Genomic DNA, 21,038 nt, shown 5'->3' on the forward strand with positions numbered 1-21,038 from the left:
AATGGGAGCAAATAAAGCTTATCAAACCTATCAAAATAATTCAGTGAATACAGCATCGAGCGGAGAACTAACTCTAATGCTTTATAATGGATGTATGAAATTTATTAAGCAAGCGAAGAAGGAAATACAAGCAGATAATTTTGCAGGGAAAAATAAGAACATCCAAAAAGCACAAGATATTATTCATGAATTAATGATTACTTTAGATCCAAAAATTGATATTTCTAAACAAATTCTCCCTCTGTATGAATATATGCAGTATCAGTTAAAAGAAGCTAATATTCATAATGATACTTCTAAATTAGACGAAGTCCTAGGGTTTGTTACTGAATTTCGTGATACTTGGAAGCAAGTGATTATTAAAAATCGCCAGCAGCAATATAATGAAGGTGCTTCAGTATAATGAATCGTGTAGAGCCAATTTTTAATATAACAAAAAGTATGCAACTATTATTAGATGAAGAAATAACGGCTAAGAATCGTGAGCAAGTTATTGAAATGTTGCAACAAAAAATAGAAGAACGTGGGCAGCTACTACAACATTTAACCGAACCATACAGTATTGAAGAAGAAACTCTAGGTGCTAAGGTTGTTAAACTTAATCAGCAAATTGAAATTAAAATGAATGTGATATTTGATCAAATCAAAGTAGAGTTAAAACTAATGAAGAAGAAAAAGAAATCGAATAATTCATATACGAACCCTTATCAACATGTACAAACCAACGACGGATATTTTATGGATAATAAAAAATAATCTTATAGTATAACAACAATGAAACATACCTATAATGAAAAATTTTATAATAAGATATGGCTAGACTTAACAAAAAGATTTGATCAATAGACGGATGGTAGCTAGAATAAGCGCAGTATATTTCTGAAGCTGGTTTCCAATGGCCATTCAGTCGAATTTATTTTTTCATAAATACTTTGACTCAACCTCATTACTGTTTTTGGATTTGCATTTCAGACATAGCTTTTAGCAGTCGCGGCTGTTATTTGTTATTCAAGATTAATTTCGACAATATTATACTATCATAAGTATTTAACGTCATGAATAAAAATAGAGTTAATTGACATTCCTTTATCTTGTATGTTGTAGTTTTATCATCATTATTATTTTCAGACAGAAATCAGTAATTTGTGATGAAAAACAAGTTTAGAGAAGAGATGTTTGTGATATAGTGATATAATAAATATATAAAGTACAAAGGGAGGACACTTGTATGAAGTTTAATATTCGAGGCGAAAATATTGAAGTTACTGGAGCAATCAAAGAATATGTTGAGAAAAAGATTAGCAAGCTAGAAAGATATTTTGATTCAGCTCCAAATACCGATGTACATGTCAATTTAAGTGTCTACAATGATGAGCAACGAATCGAAGTTACGATCCCAATGACCAATTTGCTTCTTCGTGGAGAAGTACAGCATATTGATCTCTATGCTGCAGTGGATTTAGTCGTTGATAAGTTAGAAAGACAAATTCGTAAGCATAAAACAAAAATAAATCGTAAGTTCAGACAAAATGGTTCTCCTAAACACGCTTTTGCAGAAATGGAAAAAGAAGCTAGACTAGCTGAAGATGACGAATATGAAAATCAATTAGAAATTGTTCGTACAAAAAGATTTAACTTAAAACCGATGGATTCTGAGGAAGCTATCTTACAGATGGATATGTTAGGACATGAGTTTTTCGTATTTACGAATGATGACTCTGGTGAAACAAACGTAGTTTACAAACGAAGAGATGGAAAATATGGTTTAATCGAACCACATGTTTAAAAATCGTTTACCTATATAGAAAATAGGGTTGGGACATAATAAATACATATGTTCCAACCCTATTTTTGTGAAGTTATTTGTAGTGCTTTTGTCAAAAAATGTCGAACGAAAATTGAAAATACGGTTTTAAAGATGAAATTTGACAGGAATCCATTATTTGAAATTAATCAATTAGTCTTTTTGCATACTTGTGACTTATTCATTCCATTTTAAGTGTAACCAATACAAAAATAACTTTTTGGAAAAAAACGTAATACATGATATAAATGAGCTTAACGTTGGAAGGGGGGTGAGAAGTTGAGTGAAAATGAACGCCGGTTACTTCATGAATTAGCTCAACGACTAGATAAACAAGAGGAAGCGGTTATTCAATTACTGCGAATCATTGCCACTACAAACAAAAAAGTTTCCGAAATCTCCCCTGATGAAAAAGAGAAAGTTACCACTTAAATTTGATTCCCCTTATCAACTACCTCGAAATATTCTCTTCTTTTATAGAGTCGATAGAATTCTATCGCTCTATTTTTTTGATATAAAATGTTTCAAGTACTATTTAACCACTTGCTTAGTTGTCACATCAGTTTATAAAGTGTTATGATAATAATGGTATCATTTAGAAATTCAATGATTGAAATTATTGAGGAGCGTTAGATATGGCAGGTATTTTGACCAAAATATTTGGTGATGGTAACCAAAAACAATTAAAGCGATTAGAAAAACAAGTAGATTTAATTGAACAGCTAGAACCTGAAATGGAAAAGCTAGCGGACATAGATTTTAAAAATAAAACGGCTGAATTTAAAAAACGATATAAAAATGGGGAATCATTGAATGATCTCATAGTGGAAGCTTATGCAGTAGTTCGAGAAGCTTCTAAACGTGTACTCGGAATGCGGCCTTTCCGTACACAGTTACTGGGGGCAATTGCGCTGCATGAAGGTAATATTTCAGAGATGAAAACCGGGGAAGGTAAAACACTAGCTTCTGCGATGCCAGCATACTTGAATGCATTAACTGATGAAGGTGTACACATTATCACGGTTAATGATTATTTAGCAGAGCGTGATGCGAAAGAGAATGGAATTTTATTTGATTTTCTTGGTATATCAGTAGGATTGAATCATAATGGTCTTTCTAAAGATGACAAACGAGAAGCTTATCAAGCAGATATTACTTATGGAACTAATAACGAATTTGGTTTTGATTATTTGCGCGATAATATGGTCTTATATAAAGAACAAATGGTACAACGACCTTTAAATTATGCAATTATTGATGAGGTGGATTCTATTCTCATTGATGAAGCTCGTACTCCATTAATCATTTCTGGTTCTGCTAAAAAATCCGCAGCACTATATCAGCAAGCCGATGGATTTGTGAGAACATTAAATAAAGAAAATGATTATACCTATGATGAGAAAACCAAAGGAGTTCAGTTAACAGAGGAAGGTATAAATAAGGCTGAAAGTTACTTTTCGATTGAAAATCTCTTTGATCTTGATCATGTTTCTTTGACACACCATATAAATCAAGCATTAAAAGCACATGTGTCGATGCATAGTGATACGGATTATATGGTTGAAGAAGGTGAAGTGGTAATTATTGACCAGTTCACTGGAAGAAAAATGAAAGGTCGCCGTTATAGCGATGGTCTTCATCAAGCAATAGAAGCAAAAGAAGGTTTGCAAATTCAGAATGAAAGTATGACATTAGCGTCGATTACTTTTCAAAACTACTTCCGAATGTACAATAAGTTATCAGGGATGACTGGTACTGCCAAAACAGAGGAAGAAGAGTTTAGGAATATCTATAATATGGATGTTATCGCAATCCCTACTAACTTACCTATTGTTCGTGACGATAGAGCAGATTTAATTTATAAATCCATGGAAGGTAAGTTCCAGGCTGTCGTGGAAAATATTAAAGAACGCTATGAAAATGGACAACCAGTACTAGTAGGTACTGTTGCGGTAGAGACTTCTGAGTTGATTTCTAAAATGTTAAAACGTGCTGGGATAAAACATGAGGTACTGAATGCGAAAAACCACTTTAGAGAAGCAGACATTATTGAACATGCTGGTCAAAGAGGTTCTGTAACGATTGCTACTAATATGGCCGGACGTGGAACAGATATTAAACTTGGAGAAGGTGTTAAAGATTTAGGTGGTTTAGCCGTTATCGGTACAGAGCGTCATGAATCTCGACGAATCGATAATCAGCTTCGGGGACGTTCTGGTAGACAAGGTGATCCAGGTATATCTCAATTTTTCCTTTCCATGGAAGATGAATTAATGCGTCGATTTGGCTCAGATAATTTAAAATCAATGATGGAACGTCTCGGAATGGACGACTCTCAACCAATCGAAAGTAAAATGGTGTCAAGAGCAGTGGAATCAGCTCAAAAACGAGTAGAAGGAAATAACTTTGATGCTCGTAAAACGATTCTTTCATATGATGATGTATTACGTGAACAACGTGAGATTATTTATAAACAACGATTTGAAGTTATTGACGCTGATAGTAATCTAAGAGAGATTATAGAAAATATGATTCGATCATCGATTGAACGTGTAGTTTCTACACATACACAAGATAATGATGAAGAGAATTGGAACCTTGAAGCGATTGTGGAATATTCACACGGTAACTTGTTTGATCCTGATACACTTCATGTGGATGATTTAAAAGATAAAGAAGCAAATGAAATAACAGAATTTCTTATGACAAAAGTAAAAAATAAATATGATGCAAAAGAGCAGGAATTAACACCGGAACAATTCCGTGAATTTGAAAAAGTTATTCTGTTACGTACCGTTGATTCAAAATGGATGGATCATATTGATCAAATGGACCAATTAAGACAAGGTATTCATTTACGAGCTTATGGACAAAATGATCCTTTACGTGAATATCAGATGGAAGGCTTCTCAATGTTTGAAGAAATGGTAGCAAACATTGAAGATGAAGTTGCTAAATATATTATGAAAGCACAAATCCGTGAAAACTTACAAAGGCAAGAAGTTGTGAAAAATACACAAGCAGTTTCAGGTGGAGAAGATAATGGAAAGAAAAAAACGAAGAAACCGATTGTGAAATCCAACACGGTAAAAAGAAACGATCCTTGCCCTTGTGGTAGTGGTAAAAAGTATAAAAATTGCCACGGTCAATAACGGTGATTATCAAAACTGTAACTATCAAAGCCTCCGGTGTAATCGAAATGCACTTGGAGGCTATTCTATGATTATTATTTTAAAGGAGAGATATAAGTGGAATTAACAGAGATAAGACAAGAGTTAAATAAAATAGCTTCACGCGTTGAAGATTTTAGGGGGTCTCTTTGACTTAGATGTGAAAAAGGCGAGAATTGCTGAATTAGAAGCAGAAATGGCAGATCCATCTTTTTGGGATGACCAAAATAAGGCCCAAAGCGTAATTCAAGAGACAAATGGTATAAAAGAATATGTAAATGGATTTGAAGAAATTGAAGAAAATCTCGAAAATCTCGAAGTATCTTATGAGTTAGTGAAGGAAGAGAACGACCAAGAACTATTTGAAGATTTACATGCTGAGCTTCAACAGTTTATAAGGGATATAAACCAATTTGAATTGCAGTTATTATTAAGTGAACCGTATGATGCGAACAATGCTATTCTAGAACTGCACCCAGGTGCAGGAGGAACAGAATCTCAGGATTGGGCCAGTATGTTACTTAGAATGTATCAGCGTTGGGCAGAAGAGCGTAGTTTTAAAGTGGAAACCTTAGACTATTTACCGGGTGAAGAAGCTGGACTGAAAAGCGTAACGTTACTGATTAAAGGCCATAATGCTTATGGGTATTTAAAAGCTGAAAAAGGGGTACACCGTCTCGTGCGGATCTCACCTTTTGATTCTTCTGGTAGGAGACATACTTCATTTGTTTCGTGTGATGTAACACCGGAAATGTCAGACGATGTTGATATAGATATTAGAACAGAGGATATTAAAGTGGATACGTATCGTGCAAGTGGTGCTGGAGGACAGCATGTAAATACTACTGATTCTGCTGTTCGAATTACTCACTTGCCAACAAACATCATTGTAACTTGTCAAAATGAACGTTCTCAAATAAAAAATAGAGAAGCAGCAATGAAAATGTTAAAATCAAAATTATATCAATTAGAAGTAGAAAAGCAAAGACAAGAATTAGATGATATACGTGGAGAACAAAAAGAAATTGGCTGGGGAAGTCAAATTAGGTCGTACGTATTCCACCCATATTCTATGGTTAAAGATCATCGAACAGATACAGAGACTGGCAATACACAAGCGGTAATGGATGGAGATATAAATCCATTTATTGATGCTTATTTACGTTCACAAATGGATTAAAATAATATGTGTAAGAAGAAAATTAGGTTGGGACAAATTGTCAAGGGACGGATAATAGCTAGAATAAGGTTTTCAAACCTGATGATTCGTATTAATTTTGTATAAATACTTTTGTAATAACCCTTTCTAAGTTATCGAATCTTTTTCATAAATTTGCCATAAGTTCCTTAAATCCTTTACACAACAATATGTATAGATGTTTCACTAAGATTTAACTTGTTTTTTTATAACACAAAAAGGCTATAATGATACTATACATATTTGAAAAGAGGTAGTTATATGAAAAAGTGGCTAGTTGTAATGCTGTTAGGAGTTGTATTGACATTAGGAGCATGTGGTAATGCAGATAACGATACTGCTACTGAGAATCTAGATCCTGGTGAAGAAGTTTACCGGAATAATTGCGCGTCCTGTCATGCAAATGACTTGTCGGGTAGTGGAGGGCCATCTTTAGTAGGAGTTGGTTCTAAATATACTCAAGATGAAATAGCTGAAATCGTTACAAAAGGTAAGGGAAGTATGCCTCCTATGAATGTAGAAGGACAGAACTTGGAAGAATTAACAAATTGGCTCTCAGAGCAATAATACCAATAACAATAGTAGGTATTTCAGATCACTCAACCGAGTAATATCGGGAAAGTGGTCTGTTTTTTTGTATAATTGTTACATAATATGTCGAATTGAAATGAAAATGTAATATGATTGTCCTAAAAATTTTGTAGATAAATGTTATAATTAATTAGTATTCTGCTAGTTTTTAGTTACAAATGAACTAGCTGTTTGATTGACAAAAACGATAAAGGTGAGTATTCCAATGATATTAATGCAAGATATATATAAAACATACAAAAATGGAGTAACTGCATTGAATGGTATTAATATTAATATCGATCAAGGCGAATTTGTATACATAGTTGGTCCCAGTGGGGCAGGTAAGTCAACATTTATTAAGTTAATGTATCGAGAAGAAAAGCCCTCTAAAGGAAAAATTATAATAGGCGAAAAAGATTTAAGCGATCTGAAAGAAAAGCATGTTCCTTTTTTAAGAAGAGATATAGGAGTAATTTTCCAAGATTTTAAATTACTACCTAAATTGACAGCATATGAGAATGTAGCTTTTGCGTTAGAGGTAATTGAAGAATCTCCTAAAGTAATTCGAAAGCAGGTTATGGATGTTCTAGAAATGGTAGGTTTAAAGAATAAAGCTAGAATGATACCAACAGAACTCTCTGGTGGAGAACAACAACGTGTCTCTATTGCAAGAGCGATTGTGAATAAACCAAGAATTGTTATTGCCGATGAACCTACAGGTAACCTAGATCCAGAAACTTCATGGGGCATTATGGAACTCTTTGAAGAAATAAATGATAGAGGCACTACTATCATCATGGCCACGCATAGTAAAGATATCGTAGACAGGAAGAAAAAACGAGTTATTGCGTTTGAGGATGGTGTCATCGCGAGAGACGAGCAACGAGGTGATTACGGCTATGAAATTTAGAACTTTAATGAGACATATTCGTGAAGGAATAAAAAATATATTTAGAAATGGCTGGATGACTTTTGCATCAGTAGCAGCTGTTACCACAACACTAATACTTGTAGCTGTATTTTTGGCACTAGTGTTAAATTTAGATCAAATGGCAACCAACATCGAAGAAGATGTTCAAATTAGTACGATTATAGACCGGACTGCAGATGAAGAACAGATAGTTGAATTAGGGGAAGAATTAGAACAAATAGAAGGTATTGAAAATGTTCAATTTTCATCAAGAGATGATGAACTATCGAAGTTAATGGATAGTATGGGGGAAGAAGGACAGGCTTGGGGAATGTTTGAACAAGATAATCCACTGCACCATACATACTATGTTGATCCAACAAATCCTGAAGAAACAGAACAAATTGCATCTCAAATTGAATCGTTAAACTATGTAGATGATGTTCTTTATGGACAAGATGTAATACAAAAACTATTCGAGTTTAATAATTATGCAAGAACAATTGGATTAGGTTTGATTATAGCTCTTGTATTTACTGCAATCTTCCTAATCTCAAATACTATTAAAATCACGATTATTGCACGAAGCACCGAAATTGGTATTCAAAAACTAGTAGGTGCGAAAAATAGCTTTATTCGTTGGCCTTTCTTTATTGAAGGAGCTTTACTTGGAATACTTGGTTCAGTAATTCCAATCACAGTGATATTAAGTGGCTACTACTATATATATAGTAATTTTAATAATGCGATAACGATTCCATTTGTTGAACTATTACCATTTAATCCATTTGCTTGGCAACTAGCTGGAATGGTGCTTGTAATCGGTGCGGCAATAGGCATATGGGGTAGTGTAATGAGTGTTCGTAAATTCTTAAAAGTTTAATAGATTGAGAAAATCCATACAGAGGGGGAAATATGATTGAAAAAGATAACTTCCATTCTAGTTATTACTTTATTAACATTAACGGTGTTTGGACCTAATTTAAAAGTTTCTGCTGAATCTGCAGATGATGTTCAAAAACAAATTGAAGATCTTGAAAAAGAAAAATCGAGTTTAGAGAAAGAAAAACAAGACATTGAAGACTCTAAAAAAGATACTGAGAGTAAAATGGAAGAAAATAAACAAGAGCAAAACTCAGTTGAGTCTGAAATCAATAGTATTGACTCGGAATTAGAGGATACACAAAATCAAATTGAAACGAAACAAACGGAAATTGATGAAACAAATGACGAAATTAATAGTCTTACAGAAAAAGTAGAAGAATTAAAAGAACGGATTAAAGAACTAGAGGAAGAAATTAAACTGTTAAAAGAACGGATTGCGAAGAGGGACGAGTTATTAAAGAATCGCCTTCTTTCTATTCAACAAAACGGTGGAGATATCAAATATCTAGAAGTGATTTTTGGCGCATCTAGTTTTGGAGACTTTATTTCTCGAAGTTCTGCAGTAAATACTATTATGGATCAAGATAAAGAAATAATGGAAGAACAAGAAAGAGATAAACAGGCTTTAGAAGAAAATAAAAAAGAAGTTGTAGCTAGTAAAGATGAAATAGAAGAGAAAAAGCTTGCAGTTGAAGATAAGAAGAAATCTCTTGAAGGCCAGCATGATGAGTTACTAGCGTTAAAAGATCAATTAAATAATCAAATCGCTGAAAAAGAAACGCTAATGGCAGAATTAGTTGATGAACATGAAGAACTAGAAGAGATTAAACTTTCTGCTGATGAGGAACAAAAACTGATTGCTGATGAAGCTGCTGCAAAAGAACAAGCTATCAAATTAGCTCAAGATAAAAAAGCTAACATGCAGAAAAAAGAGAAAGAAAAACAAAACACATCGAATCAAGGTAGTAATTCAACAGCATCAGCGGGTGGGAGCAATTCTGTTCCTAGCGGAGACTTTATCCGTCCAACTACAGGACCGGTTACATCTGGATTCAATCCAAATCGGATGCATCCAATTTTCAATGAAGTAAGACCGCATACTGGTACTGATTTTGGAGCTTCTAACGCAGGGGACCGTAACATTATGGCTTCTGCTGACGGAGTTGTGTATCAAGCCGGTGTATTAAGTGGTTATGGGAATACAGTAATGATTACACATCATGTGAATGGACAAACCTTTACTACGCTTTATGCACATTTAGACAGTATGTCAGTTTCAACAGGACAAACTGTATCACAAGGTGATAAGGTTGGAGTAATGGGGAATACTGGTAACTCTACTGGAGTACATCTACATTTTGAAATTCATCCAGGCGGATATAAAAATCCAGTAAATCCATTTAATTATATTAACTAAATTGTTTTATATAAAACATGTAAATTAAGAAACCGAATTATAATCCAGATTATGGATTATAATTCGGTTTCTTAATTATGGCTCTAAAATAAAGTGGAAAATTTAATTAATAAAAAACACGCAATCTCCTATTTTGTTATCATTGTTTAAACTACTAAACCAAACAAAAAGAAGATGTGTGCAATTGAATTCTAACATAGCATTACCTGGGTGGAAGAAGGAAATATATTAGATACAGAAGTTCAAGAAGGTATTTATTAAATTAGCTGGGAGTTGGAGAGAGCATCTCATCGCTCTCCACAATGTGGTGAGTGGACAAACAAGGCACATGACTATTGAACGAAGAAAGTCCGTCACCCTAGCATATTCGGGAAGCAAACAATATTTTTTTCCGGAAGAGAAGATATAGTTAGCAACCGGAGGCTCATCAGCCGCCTTAGGTAAGCGCAGTATATTTCTGAAGCGGGTTTTCAATACCCATTCATTAGGATTTCTCTTTTATTAAATCTCATCTCCAACATTTGACTTAGAACCTTAATTATAGAATTTATACTTTAAAGGAGAATGGACATTATCTATACCTGACATTTAGAATGCAATTGAATTTTTATGAACAAATCCATAGTCATTCAATTCTTAACATGGTATCCTTTTCATATTGGAGTATTTCATATTTGAATGAATTTCATAATTGCCAAGTTTCATTTGAAAAACAAATATTTATTGATAGTTATATATTAATGTTGGGAATATAAGTAATACTTGGCTTTGATGGTAATGAAAGACGTCGACTCCTGCACTGAATAGGTTAAACTTAAGAACCACTTGTAAAAGTGTTCTTCTTTTTCAAGTTCGCTGAAGCTGCCTACGAAAAGCGTCCGTCTGCAATGAAAATCAAAACAGTAAACCATTCTGATTTCATACCTAATTTTTAATATGAAATTGATTCATCTAGAATAAATATTAAATTTAGAAACAAGCGATTGCTTGTACTATTAACTAAGAGGTGGAGACATGAAGCTTAGTAAAAAACAAATAGTGCTTATACTTGTAGGTGCATTGCTTTTAGGATTTATAGGTGCATTTGCAGGAATTCAATTAGCACAAGATAATGATCAACAAACACCACAATCGTCTGTTGAAAATTCTTCATCGAATGAAGATAGTGGTAGTGGGCAGTCTGAGTTGACGGGAGATTTAAGTAAAGTTTCTCAAGCCTATGATATTATCAAAGAAAATTACTTAGAAGATGTAGAAGATAAACAGTTAGTAGAAGGTGCGATTGAAGGGATGTTAGCAACCCTTGGCGATCAACATACATCTTATTTAGATGTTGAGATGATGCAACAATTTAATGAGCAAATCGAATCTTCATTTGAAGGTATTGGAGCAGAAGTAAGTATGGTGAACGGAAATGTTACTATTGTATCTCCGATGAAAGGCTCCCCAGCAGAAGAAGCTGGTTTACGACCAAATGATCAAGTATTAACAGTAGATGGTGAAAGTTTAGATGGTTTAAACTTAAATGAAGCTGTAGCGCAAATTAGAGGAGAAAAAGGTTCAGAAGTTGTATTAGAGATACAAAGGACAGGTGTAACTGAACCATTTGAAGTCACCATTGTCCGTGATACTATTCCAGTAGAAACTGTATATAGTGAAACGCAGGAAGTAGATGGTAAACTAACTGGAATTATCGAGATCACCAATTTTTCTGAAAAAACAGGAGAAGAGTTTGATCAACAATTAACTGAATTAGAGAATCAAGGTGTAGAAGGATTAGTAATTGATGTTCGTGGTAATCCAGGGGGACTCCTAAATGTAGCAGAAGATATTCTAAAACATCTAGTACCAAAAGATCTTCCTATTCTACAAATTGAAGATGGAGAAGGGCAAGTAGAGGAAGTATATTCTGAATTAGAAGCTAAAAAAGATTATCCAATTAGTGTTCTAATTGACGAAGGAAGTGCATCAGCTTCTGAGATTCTTGCAGTTGCAATGAAAGATCTTGGATATGATATTGTTGGTGAAACAAGTTATGGTAAAGGAACAGTTCAACAAGCCGTGCCAATGGGGGATGGAAGTTCTATTAAATTAACTACGTTGAAATGGCTTTCTCCTAAAGGCGAATGGATAAATGAAGAAGGTGTAGAACCTACCATTGAAGAAAAACAACCTGAATATTATTATTCTATCCCGATTCAAGTAGAAGAAGAGCCGTTTTCTATTGATGAAACTAGTGAAGAAATAGCTAATATGCAAGTAATGCTTTCTGGATTAGGTTATGATACTGGACGAACCGATGGATATTTTGATGAACAGACTGAAGAAGCAGTGAAAGATTTTCAAGCAGATAATGATATAGAATCTACTGGAGAAGTAGATCCCGAAACAGGGGGATTAATTGAATCACAACTCGTTGAAAAAATAAGAAACGGTGAAGATGATCAACAACTGGATACATCATTAGAAGAATTGTATCAATAAGCAGGACTTCAGTGTAAGTTTAAGTCTTGAATTGAGGATTTTAAGGATGATTACTCACTGTGATAGATTCTTGAGATAAATCCACGAGTGATTACTCGTGGATTTTCCTTTTTCTTTTACAAAAAAGCAGGAAAAACGATAGAAGAATCGAATCTTTTTATATAGACATTTTGATTAGGCATAGTAAAGAAGGTGACGAAATGGTTGAATCTTGGTTGTTAGAAGGGGCGAAAGCAGTCGGCAGATTTTTTCTGAATCCGACATTGTATTGGTTTATTTTTATTCTGACGGTAGCTAGTTATTTTCGTATTAAAAGGGAGAGGCAGGACTTTGGAATAAAAGTCTACCAGAAATTTATTGAGTGGAAAGGAACGTTAGCTGTTTCTTTAATTACAGGACTAGTCTTATCAGCAATTGTAGTTGGTACAGGCATGGTATTTTCTTATGAAGTCTTAATTTTATTAGCAATAGTGACAATTATTCTTAGTATTAGTACAAAATTTTCACTATTGTCACCAAGCTATATTATTGGAATGACATTTTTACTGTTGTTAGTTATTCCACCTCTATTAGAAATACAGACTCAAATAAATTATAGTTTTGATTATGGGTTGAGCTTTAAATCATTAGCGGTAATAGGGGCTTTGCTACTTATTGTAGAATCCTTTTTAATCCAACGAATTCAAAAACAATCAACATTTCCACGGATTTCCCTTAGTGACAGGGGGATATGGGTAGGTCAACATCAAGTGAAAAGATTAGCTTTAATTCCACTACTTGTATTAGTTCCAGAAGGACTTATTACTTCTTTTGCACCTTGGTGGCCATATTTATCTGTTGGTGAAACATCGCTAGGATTAGCTTTCGTGCCTTTTATAATTGGCTTTGATTATACTGCAAAAGGTCATTACCATTTGGATGCAATAAAGAAAGTTTCGAAAGCAAATTATATGCTAGCTATTGTTATATTAATGGTTGCTATAGCAGGTATATTTGTACCTTATTTATCACTGACTTCTGTGATTTTAGCTATTATCGGTAAAGAATATTTAAATTATCGTTATAGAGAAGGAGATAGACTTCGTCGTCCTTACTATCAGCCGCATGATCAGGGGCTACGTGTAGTTGGTGTGATACCTAATAGTCCAGCGAATAGACTTGAAATTTCTCCTGGTGAATCAATTTATCGAGTAAACGGTCGAAAGGTTACAGATAGTCAAGGCTTTTACGAGGCGCTTCAAGGTAATGGTGCATTTATCAAACTAGAAATTATTGATTATCAACAAGAAATAAGACTCGTTCAAGGATCACTATATGAAGGAGAACATCATGCATTAGGGTTATTATTTGCTAAGGAACCGTTTAAGCAGAAACAAAAGCAAACAAGCTAACTGAAGTATGAAGAACAAAAGAAAAAATGAATGTATGAACGAACAATAATTAGATGATATATGTATATATATCTGAAGTATTGTTCGTTTTAATTTTTATATAAAAATATACAATGTTTAACCATTAGCATGAATTTAAAGTTATACCTGGTAACCGTTTTGTAACTATAAATGAATTTGGTAGTTTCTTTCGATGTAGCGGAATAATTCATGCAATTCAATTGGTATGATATGATTTCCATTATACTGAAATGGGTAGAATAAAAGATAAGATAAAATAAAAAAACGAATACTTGTTCGTTTTTTTATAAAGAGATATAATAGATATTAGCTCGAAAAGAACGGAGGCATTATTGTGAAGGAGAAATTTGAATTAGTATCTGCTTATGACCCAGCTGGTGATCAACCAAATGCTATTAAAGAGATAACTGAAAAAGTATTAGCTGGTCAACGTCATCAAACATTGCTTGGTGCTACAGGTACCGGGAAGACATTTACCATGTCCAATGTTGTAAAAGAGATAAATCGTCCGACATTAGTAATTGCGCATAACAAAACATTAGCTGGACAGTTATACAGTGAGTTTAAAGAGTTTTTTCCAAATAATGCTGTAGAATACTTTGTTAGCTACTATGATTATTATCAACCAGAGGCATATGTACCATCTACAGATACCTTTATTGAAAAAGATGCGAGTATCAATGATGAAATTGATAAACTGCGACATTCTGCAACATCTGCATTGTTTGAAAGAGAAGATGTATTGATTGTAGCTAGTGTGTCTTGTATTTACGGTTTAGGTAATCCGGAAGAATATAAGAGTCAAGTGTTGTCATTAAGAATGGGAATGGAGAAAGATCGTGACCAATTACTTCGTGATTTAGTAGAAGTTCAATATGCTAGAAATGATATTAATTTCCAGCGTGGTACATTTAGAGTTCGTGGTGATTCAGTCGAGATTATTCCTGCTTCTCATGAAGAGTATTGTATTCGTGTAGAATTTTTTGGCGATGAAATTGATCGTATACGTGAAGTTGATGCACTAACCGGTGAAATTATTGGTGATCGAGAACATGTAGCTATTTTTCCAGCTTCTCACTTTGTTACGAGAGAAGAAAAAATGAAAATTGCTATTCAAAATATAGAAAAAGAACTTGAAGAACAATTAAAAGAAATGCGTGATAATGGAAAATTATTAGAAGCACAACGATTAGAACAACGAACTAATTATGATTTAGAGATGATGCGAGAAATGGGTTTCTGTTCAGGAATTGAGAACTATTCCCGTCATCTAACACTACGTGGTCCAGGAGCTGTTCCATATACTTTATTGGATTTCTTTCCAGAGGATTTCTTAGTAGTTATTGATGAATCACACGTAACCCTCCCGCAGATTCGCGGAATGTTTAATGGGGATCAAGCTCGTAAACAAGTGCTTGTTGATCATGGTTTTCGGTTACCGTCTGCAATGGATAATCGCCCACTCCGATTTCAAGAGTTTGAAGATAAAACAAAACAGTTGGTTTATGTGTCTGCGACTCCTGGACCATATGAACTTGAACATTCTCCTGAAATGACAGAACAAATTATTCGACCTACCGGATTATTAGATCCAATAGTTGAGGTACGTCCAATTGAAGGACAAATTGATGATCTTATAGAAGAAATTCGGATTCGAATGGAAAAAAATGAACGTGTACTAATTACGACGTTAACAAAAAAGATGTCGGAGGATTTAACCGATTATCTAAAAGAGATTGGTATGAAAGTAGCTTATTTGCACTCTGAGATTAAAACATTAGAACGTATAGAAGTAATACGTGATTTACGAGTTGGAAAATTTGATGTGTTAGTAGGTATTAATTTGTTGAGAGAAGGCTTAGATATACCAGAAGTCTCTCTAGTTACTATCTTAGATGCTGATAAAGAAGGATTTTTACGTTCTGAACGGTCTCTAATTCAAACTATGGGTCGTGCTGCACGTAACGAAAATGGAAAAGTAATTATGTATGCTGACAAAATAACAGACTCGATGAAAAAAGCAATTGATGAGACAAATCGACGTCGAACAATACAAACAGAATATAATGAAAAACATGGTATTACTCCTAAGACAATTAGAAAAGATGTTCGAGATGTTATTAAAGCAACAACCGCAGCAGAAGAAACCGAATCATATGAACCGAAAACAAAACAGATTAACAAAATGACGAAGAAAGAAAAAGAAAAAGTGATTGAACAAATGGAGAACGAGATGAAGCAAGCAGCAAAAGACCTTGACTTTGAGAAAGCAGCAGAATTACGAGATGTCATTTTGGAACTTAAAGCGGAAGGATGATTAAGGAATGCCAAGTAAGTCTATAAAAATTCAAGGTGCACGAACACATAATTTAAAGGATATTGATATCAATATTCCTAAAAATAAATTAGTTGTATTAACAGGGTTATCAGGTTCAGGTAAGTCTTCTCTTGCTTTTGATACCATTTATGCAGAAGGACAACGTAGATATGTAGAATCTTTATCTTCCTATGCACGTCAATTTTTAGGACAAATGGATAAACCGGATGTAGATGTTATTGAAGGACTATCTCCAGCAATATCTATTGATCAAAAAACTACAAGTAAAAATCCAAGATCTACAGTTGGGACAGTTACAGAGATTTATGATTATTTACGTCTGTTATATGCAAGAGTTGGTAGACCTACTTGTCCAAATCACGGTATTGAAATTAGTTCACAGACTGTTCAACAAATGGTTGATCGTATTTTAGAGTATCCGGAACGTACAAAACTTCAAATTCTTGCGCCTGTAGTATCAGGAAGAAAAGGTGAGCATGTAAAAGTTTTAGAAAACTTAAAACAAGAAGGTTATGTACGAATTCGTGTAGATAATGAAATGAGAGAAGTTACAGACGATATTCAATTAGAAAAAAATAAAAAGCATTCGATTGAAGTAGTAATTGATCGTATTGTAGTAAAAGACGGAGTCGCGTCAAGATTAAGTGATTCTATTGAGACTGCACTGAAACTAGGAGAAGGTAATATTATAGTTGATGTCATTGGTGAGGAAGAACTGACCTTTAGTGAAAATCACGCATGTCCGATTTGTGGTTTTTCCATTGGTGAACTAGAGCCAAGATTGTTTTCTTTTAATAGCCCATTTGGGGCTTGTCCAAGTTGTGATGGATTAGGTACAAAATTAGAAGTTGATATCGACCTTGTCATTCCGGACTGGGATAAAACATTAAATGAAAATGCAATTGCACCATGGGAACCAATTAGTTCCCAATACTACCCACAATTATTAAAAAGTGTCTGTAATCATTTTGGTATTGATATGGATATTCCAGTAAAGGAAATTCCACAGCAACAAATGGATATCATTTTACAAGGAAGTGGCAAGGAAAAGATAAAATTTGAATATGAAAATGATTTTGGAAGTATAAGGAGATCAGAATCACCATTCGAAGGTGTTTTAAAGAATGTGGCAAGACGTTATAGGGAAACAAGTTCTGATTTTATAAGAGAGACTTTAGAAAAGTATATGGCTCAGAAAAACTGTCCAACTTGTAAAGGACACCGTTTGAAGAAAGAAGCCTTAGCGGTATTAATTAATGGTAAGCATATTAGTAACGTAACCGACTTTTCTATAGTAGAATCAATACAACTTTTCCAACAACTTGATCTTACTGAAAAGGAACAACAGATAGCTAGATTAATTCTAAAGGAAATTGATAATCGATTGGAATTCCTTAATAATGTAGGACTTGATTATTTAACATTATCAAGAACGGCGGGAACTTTATCTGGTGGAGAAGCACAACGAATTCGATTAGCAACACAGATTGGTTCGGCATTAACTGGTGTTCTCTATGTGCTAGATGAACCGTCGATTGGTTTGCATCAACGTGATAATGATCGATTAATTGATACCTTAAAACGAATGAGAGATCTAGATAATACATTAATCGTTGTCGAGCATGATGAAGATACAATGCTTGCAGCGGACTGGCTAATAGACATAGGGCCAGGGGCAGGTGAACATGGTGGAGAAATTGTAGCAAGTGATACACCAAAAAACGTGATGGATAATGAACAGTCTCTAACTGGTAAATACTTATCCGGAAAAGAATTTATTCCTTTACCTGCAAAACGCAGAAAAGCAGACAAACGTAAGATAGAGGTAATGGGAGCTTCTGAAAACAATCTGAAAAATGTATCAGCAAAAATTCCAATTGGATTAATGACAGTGGTGACGGGTGTATCTGGATCAGGGAAGAGTACATTGGTTAATGAAATTGTATATAAATCTTTAGCAAAGTCACTATATAAAGGAAAAGTAAAACCAGGTAAGCATAAGAAAATAAAAGGAATTGAACATATAGATAAAGTGATCGATATTGATCAATCACCGATTGGACGTACACCTCGCTCTAATCCTGCTACGTATACAGGAGTGTTTGATGATATTCGTGATGTTTTTGCACAGACCAATGAAGCAAAAGTAAGAGGATATAAAAAAGGTAGGTTCAGCTTCAATGTAAAAGGTGGAAGATGTGAAGCTTGCCGAGGTGACGGTATTTTAAAAATTGAGATGCACTTCTTGCCTGATGTTTATGTTCCCTGTGAAGTTTGTGACGGAGCTCGTTATAACCGTGAAACATTAGAAGTTAAGTACAAAGGGAAAAACATTTCTGAAGTTCTCGATTTACGAATTGAAGAAGCGTTGGAATTTTTCTCGGCAATTCCAAAGATTAATCGTAAATTACAAACGATTTATGATGTTGGTTTAGGATATGTAAAACTTGGTCAACCAGCAACTACCCTTTCAGGTGGGGAGGCGCAACGTGTTAAATTAGCAAGTGAACTGCACAAACGTTCTAGTGGTAAGTCCTTTTATATTTTGGATGAACCAACTACTGGGCTACATGTAGATGATATTCGTAGACTACTCAGTGTCCTACAGCGAATAGCAGATAACGGTGATTCAGTTCTAATCATTGAGCATAATTTAGATGTCATTAAAAGTGCTGATCATATCATTGATTTAGGACCAGAAGGTGGCGATCGTGGTGGGCAAATTATTGCTACTGGTACACCTGAACAAATTGCCGAACAACAAGATGTTTCTTACACAGGAAAGTATCTAGCTCCGGTTTTGGATAGGGATAAACGGCGAATGAAAGAGAACCTTGAAGCGAAGACTGTATCAAAATCATAAGTGATGAAGGACAGGTAGTAATAAATTGCTACCTGTTTTCTTTTCAAGTTCAATATACTAAGCTATCTGTTTGACGTAAAATAATCATTTCGATAGAGTAAATGTTGAGATGAATTGGAGGCTAGAAATATGAAACCAATTGAAATAAATCATATTCAAGGTTTATTGGATCAGTATGCAAACAAAGAAGTATATATTCACCTTGAAACAACAAATGGAGCTTATGCAAGTCATTTTGACGATAAAGCATATAATGTTGGGGCATACATACGAAACGCTAACGTTATATATGAGCAAGCTAAAATTGTTGGAGATGGAAAGTCGTATCGGGTAGGGCTAAAAACAAGAATGGGCTGGGTATATGCCGAAGGGCTTACCGATTGGACTGTTCACGAAGAACAATTACTACTAGCTGGCCATGATCGAGAAGGAAGATTAATGGTAGCATTAGAAATTAGTGAAAATCCATTTCATAATTAAAGAAAGATAGGTGAAAATAATGGAAAAGCATGTTGTTGTAATATATCCGCATCCGGATGATGAATCATTTGGAGCAGCTGGGTCAATGGCTAAGTTTCGTTCTGAAGGCATTCCAGTTACGTATCTTTGTGGTACATTAGGTCAAATGGGAAGAAATATGGGTAATCCTACATTTGCAAATCGAGAAACACTACCAGAAATAAGAAAAAGTGAATTAATTAAGGCTTGTGATGCATTAGATGTAGATTTACAAATGTTAGGATATCGTGATAAAACAATCGAATTCGAAGATCGAACAGAAGTAGCCGAACGTTTAAAAGGAATATTAGAAGAAATTCGTCCCACATTAGTAATTACGCATTATCCTGATTATGCTGTTCACCCTGATCATAATGCGCTCGGAGCAGCAGCCATCGAGGCAGTTCGATTAATGGATCCTACTGTGCGTCCAACTGTATGGGCTCAAGCTATTTCCAATGATTATGAGTTAGAACTTGGGAATCCAGATGTGATAACAGATGTAAATGAATTTTTTGGAAAGAAATTAGAAGCTATTTTGTCCCATGACTCTCAAGTAGCAGGGATGTTTGGCAAGTTTAAAGTATTGGATGAATTAGATGAGGAAGAACGTAGAGAAATTGTAGCGAACTTTGGTAAAGAAAGATTTTATACTTGGCAATTTGATAAATGAGTGAATTTCATTATTGCAAAAATCCATATTAAAACAAAAAGATTTTTTTACTTAGTTAATTGAAGCTAGTCTTGTTGAAAAAATCGTCTGCAATCGAAATAAAACAGATCAACAATTGAATTTTATATAATATATTTTATTATGAATTCATTTAAATAATCGAAAATGAAACTTTATACCTCTTTTTACGTATATATAAATAGAAAAAACGGGTATGTATAAATATAAGCGAGTAGGAGGTATAACATGAAAAAGATATTTCGTTCAGATTCAGATAAGTATGTAGCGGGTGTATTTGGTGGATTAGGAAATTATTTTAATATTGATTCCACGATTCTACGTATTGGGTTTATTATTTTACTTATTCCTAGTGTCTTTACACTTTCGTTAATTTATATCGCTGTTGCGATGATTATGCCTAAAGAGGATATCTATTAATGATTATTAGGTGGATTGTTTCGTTAATTTTAAATGCTGTTGCATTAATAGCTGTTGCTCAACTATTTGATTCGTTTCATTTAGAAGGATTTGGCACGGCTGTTTTAGCAAGTTTTATATTAGCAATTCTAAATATAATTGTGAAGCCAATTTTAGTGATTTTAACGTTACCTATAACCATAGTCACCTTTGGATTGTTTTTAATTGTGATTAATGCGATTACGTTAATGATAACTCAAGCGTTGATAGGTTCTTCATTTGTCATTGATGGTTTCGGAATTGCCATTATTGCTTCAATTATTATTTCCTTAATTACAATGATTTTAAATAGTTTAGTAAGAGACTCCGTCCGATAATATTCTGAACGGTGGGACA

General features: G+C 34.1%; 18 protein-coding genes. All 18 read left to right on the top strand.

The genetic code is table 11. The annotated features are described in order from the left end of the window. The first annotated feature begins 1 nt into the window (after position 1). Positions 2 to 403 (top strand): flagellar export chaperone FliS, encoded by a 402-nt coding sequence (fliS, locus tag ABC346_RS09515; protein ID WP_413234631.1) that lies wholly within the window; start codon positions 2 to 4, stop codon positions 401 to 403. Further along, positions 403 to 756: a flagellar protein FliT gene (gene fliT, locus ABC346_RS09520; RefSeq protein WP_413234632.1), complete on the top strand. Its 354-nt coding sequence runs from the start codon at positions 403 to 405 to the stop codon at positions 754 to 756. The genes fliS and fliT overlap by 1 nt, the downstream gene beginning before the upstream one ends. 472 nt (positions 757 to 1,228) lie before the next feature. Then, positions 1,229 to 1,786: a ribosome hibernation-promoting factor, HPF/YfiA family gene (hpf, locus tag ABC346_RS09525; RefSeq protein WP_413234633.1), complete on the top strand. Its 558-nt coding sequence runs from the start codon at positions 1,229 to 1,231 to the stop codon at positions 1,784 to 1,786. A 297-nt stretch (positions 1,787 to 2,083) separates the two neighbouring features. After that, positions 2,084 to 2,236, top strand: a complete 153-nt coding sequence (locus ABC346_RS09530) for a hypothetical protein (protein ID WP_413234634.1) — start codon at positions 2,084 to 2,086, stop codon at positions 2,234 to 2,236. A 203-nt stretch (positions 2,237 to 2,439) separates the two neighbouring features. After that, complete coding sequence (gene secA, locus ABC346_RS09535) at positions 2,440 to 4,956, top strand: preprotein translocase subunit SecA (RefSeq protein ID WP_413234635.1); 2,517 nt, start codon at positions 2,440 to 2,442, stop codon at positions 4,954 to 4,956. A gap of 96 nt (positions 4,957 to 5,052) precedes the next feature. After that, positions 5,053 to 6,154 (top strand): peptide chain release factor 2 gene (prfB, locus tag ABC346_RS09540; protein WP_413234636.1). Its coding sequence is split into 2 segments (ribosomal slippage): positions 5,053 to 5,124 and positions 5,126 to 6,154, totalling 1,101 coding nucleotides; the frame shifts between segments, so codons are not numbered across the junction. A gap of 279 nt (positions 6,155 to 6,433) precedes the next feature. Continuing rightward, positions 6,434 to 6,739, top strand: a complete 306-nt coding sequence (locus ABC346_RS09545; protein ID WP_413234637.1) for a c-type cytochrome — start codon at positions 6,434 to 6,436, stop codon at positions 6,737 to 6,739. 229 nt (positions 6,740 to 6,968) lie between these two features. Continuing rightward, positions 6,969 to 7,655, top strand: a complete 687-nt coding sequence (gene ftsE / locus ABC346_RS09550; protein ID WP_413234638.1) for a cell division ATP-binding protein FtsE — start codon at positions 6,969 to 6,971, stop codon at positions 7,653 to 7,655. After that, positions 7,645 to 8,538, top strand: a complete 894-nt coding sequence (ftsX, locus tag ABC346_RS09555; RefSeq protein WP_413234639.1) for a permease-like cell division protein FtsX — start codon at positions 7,645 to 7,647, stop codon at positions 8,536 to 8,538. Before ftsE ends, ftsX begins: the two co-directional genes overlap by 11 nt. Positions 8,539 to 8,574: 36 nt before the next feature. Then, positions 8,575 to 9,957 carry a murein hydrolase activator EnvC family protein gene (locus tag ABC346_RS09560; protein ID WP_413234640.1) on the top strand — a complete coding sequence of 461 codons (1,383 nt, stop codon included), beginning with the start codon at positions 8,575 to 8,577 and terminating at the stop codon, positions 9,955 to 9,957. 1,014 nt (positions 9,958 to 10,971) lie between these two features. Beyond that, positions 10,972 to 12,441, top strand: coding sequence for a S41 family peptidase (locus ABC346_RS09565; protein WP_413234641.1), 1,470 nt, complete (start codon positions 10,972 to 10,974; stop codon positions 12,439 to 12,441). Between the two features lie 200 nt (positions 12,442 to 12,641). After that, a complete protein-coding gene (locus ABC346_RS09570; RefSeq protein WP_413234642.1) occupies positions 12,642 to 13,832 on the top strand; it encodes a PDZ domain-containing protein in 1,191 nt (396 codons plus the stop codon). Positions 13,833 to 14,187: 355 nt separating this feature from the next. Further along, positions 14,188 to 16,170 carry an excinuclease ABC subunit UvrB gene (gene uvrB / locus ABC346_RS09575; protein ID WP_413234643.1) on the top strand — a complete coding sequence of 661 codons (1,983 nt, stop codon included), beginning with the start codon at positions 14,188 to 14,190 and terminating at the stop codon, positions 16,168 to 16,170. 7 nt (positions 16,171 to 16,177) lie between these two features. Then, on the top strand, positions 16,178 to 19,054 hold the full coding sequence (gene uvrA / locus ABC346_RS09580; protein WP_413234644.1) for an excinuclease ABC subunit UvrA: 2,877 nt from the start codon (positions 16,178 to 16,180) through the stop codon (positions 19,052 to 19,054). Between the two features lie 129 nt (positions 19,055 to 19,183). Continuing rightward, on the top strand, positions 19,184 to 19,534 hold the full coding sequence (locus ABC346_RS09585; RefSeq protein WP_413234645.1) for a YojF family protein: 351 nt from the start codon (positions 19,184 to 19,186) through the stop codon (positions 19,532 to 19,534). A gap of 19 nt (positions 19,535 to 19,553) precedes the next feature. Beyond that, positions 19,554 to 20,225 (top strand): bacillithiol biosynthesis deacetylase BshB2, encoded by a 672-nt coding sequence (gene bshB2 / locus ABC346_RS09590; protein WP_413234646.1) that lies wholly within the window; start codon positions 19,554 to 19,556, stop codon positions 20,223 to 20,225. Positions 20,226 to 20,471: 246 nt separating this feature from the next. Further along, entirely contained in the window at positions 20,472 to 20,663 is a 192-nt protein-coding gene (locus ABC346_RS09595) for a PspC domain-containing protein (protein ID WP_413234647.1), read from the top strand. After that, positions 20,663 to 21,019 (top strand): phage holin family protein, encoded by a 357-nt coding sequence (locus ABC346_RS09600; RefSeq protein WP_017797672.1) that lies wholly within the window; start codon positions 20,663 to 20,665, stop codon positions 21,017 to 21,019. Before ABC346_RS09595 ends, ABC346_RS09600 begins: the two co-directional genes overlap by 1 nt. The last annotated feature ends 19 nt before the right edge of the window (positions 21,020 to 21,038 follow it).

The sequence above is a fragment of the Oceanobacillus phoenicis genome, assembly GCF_047238145.1.
Taxonomy (GTDB): Bacteria; Bacillota; Bacilli; order Bacillales; family Amphibacillaceae; genus Oceanobacillus.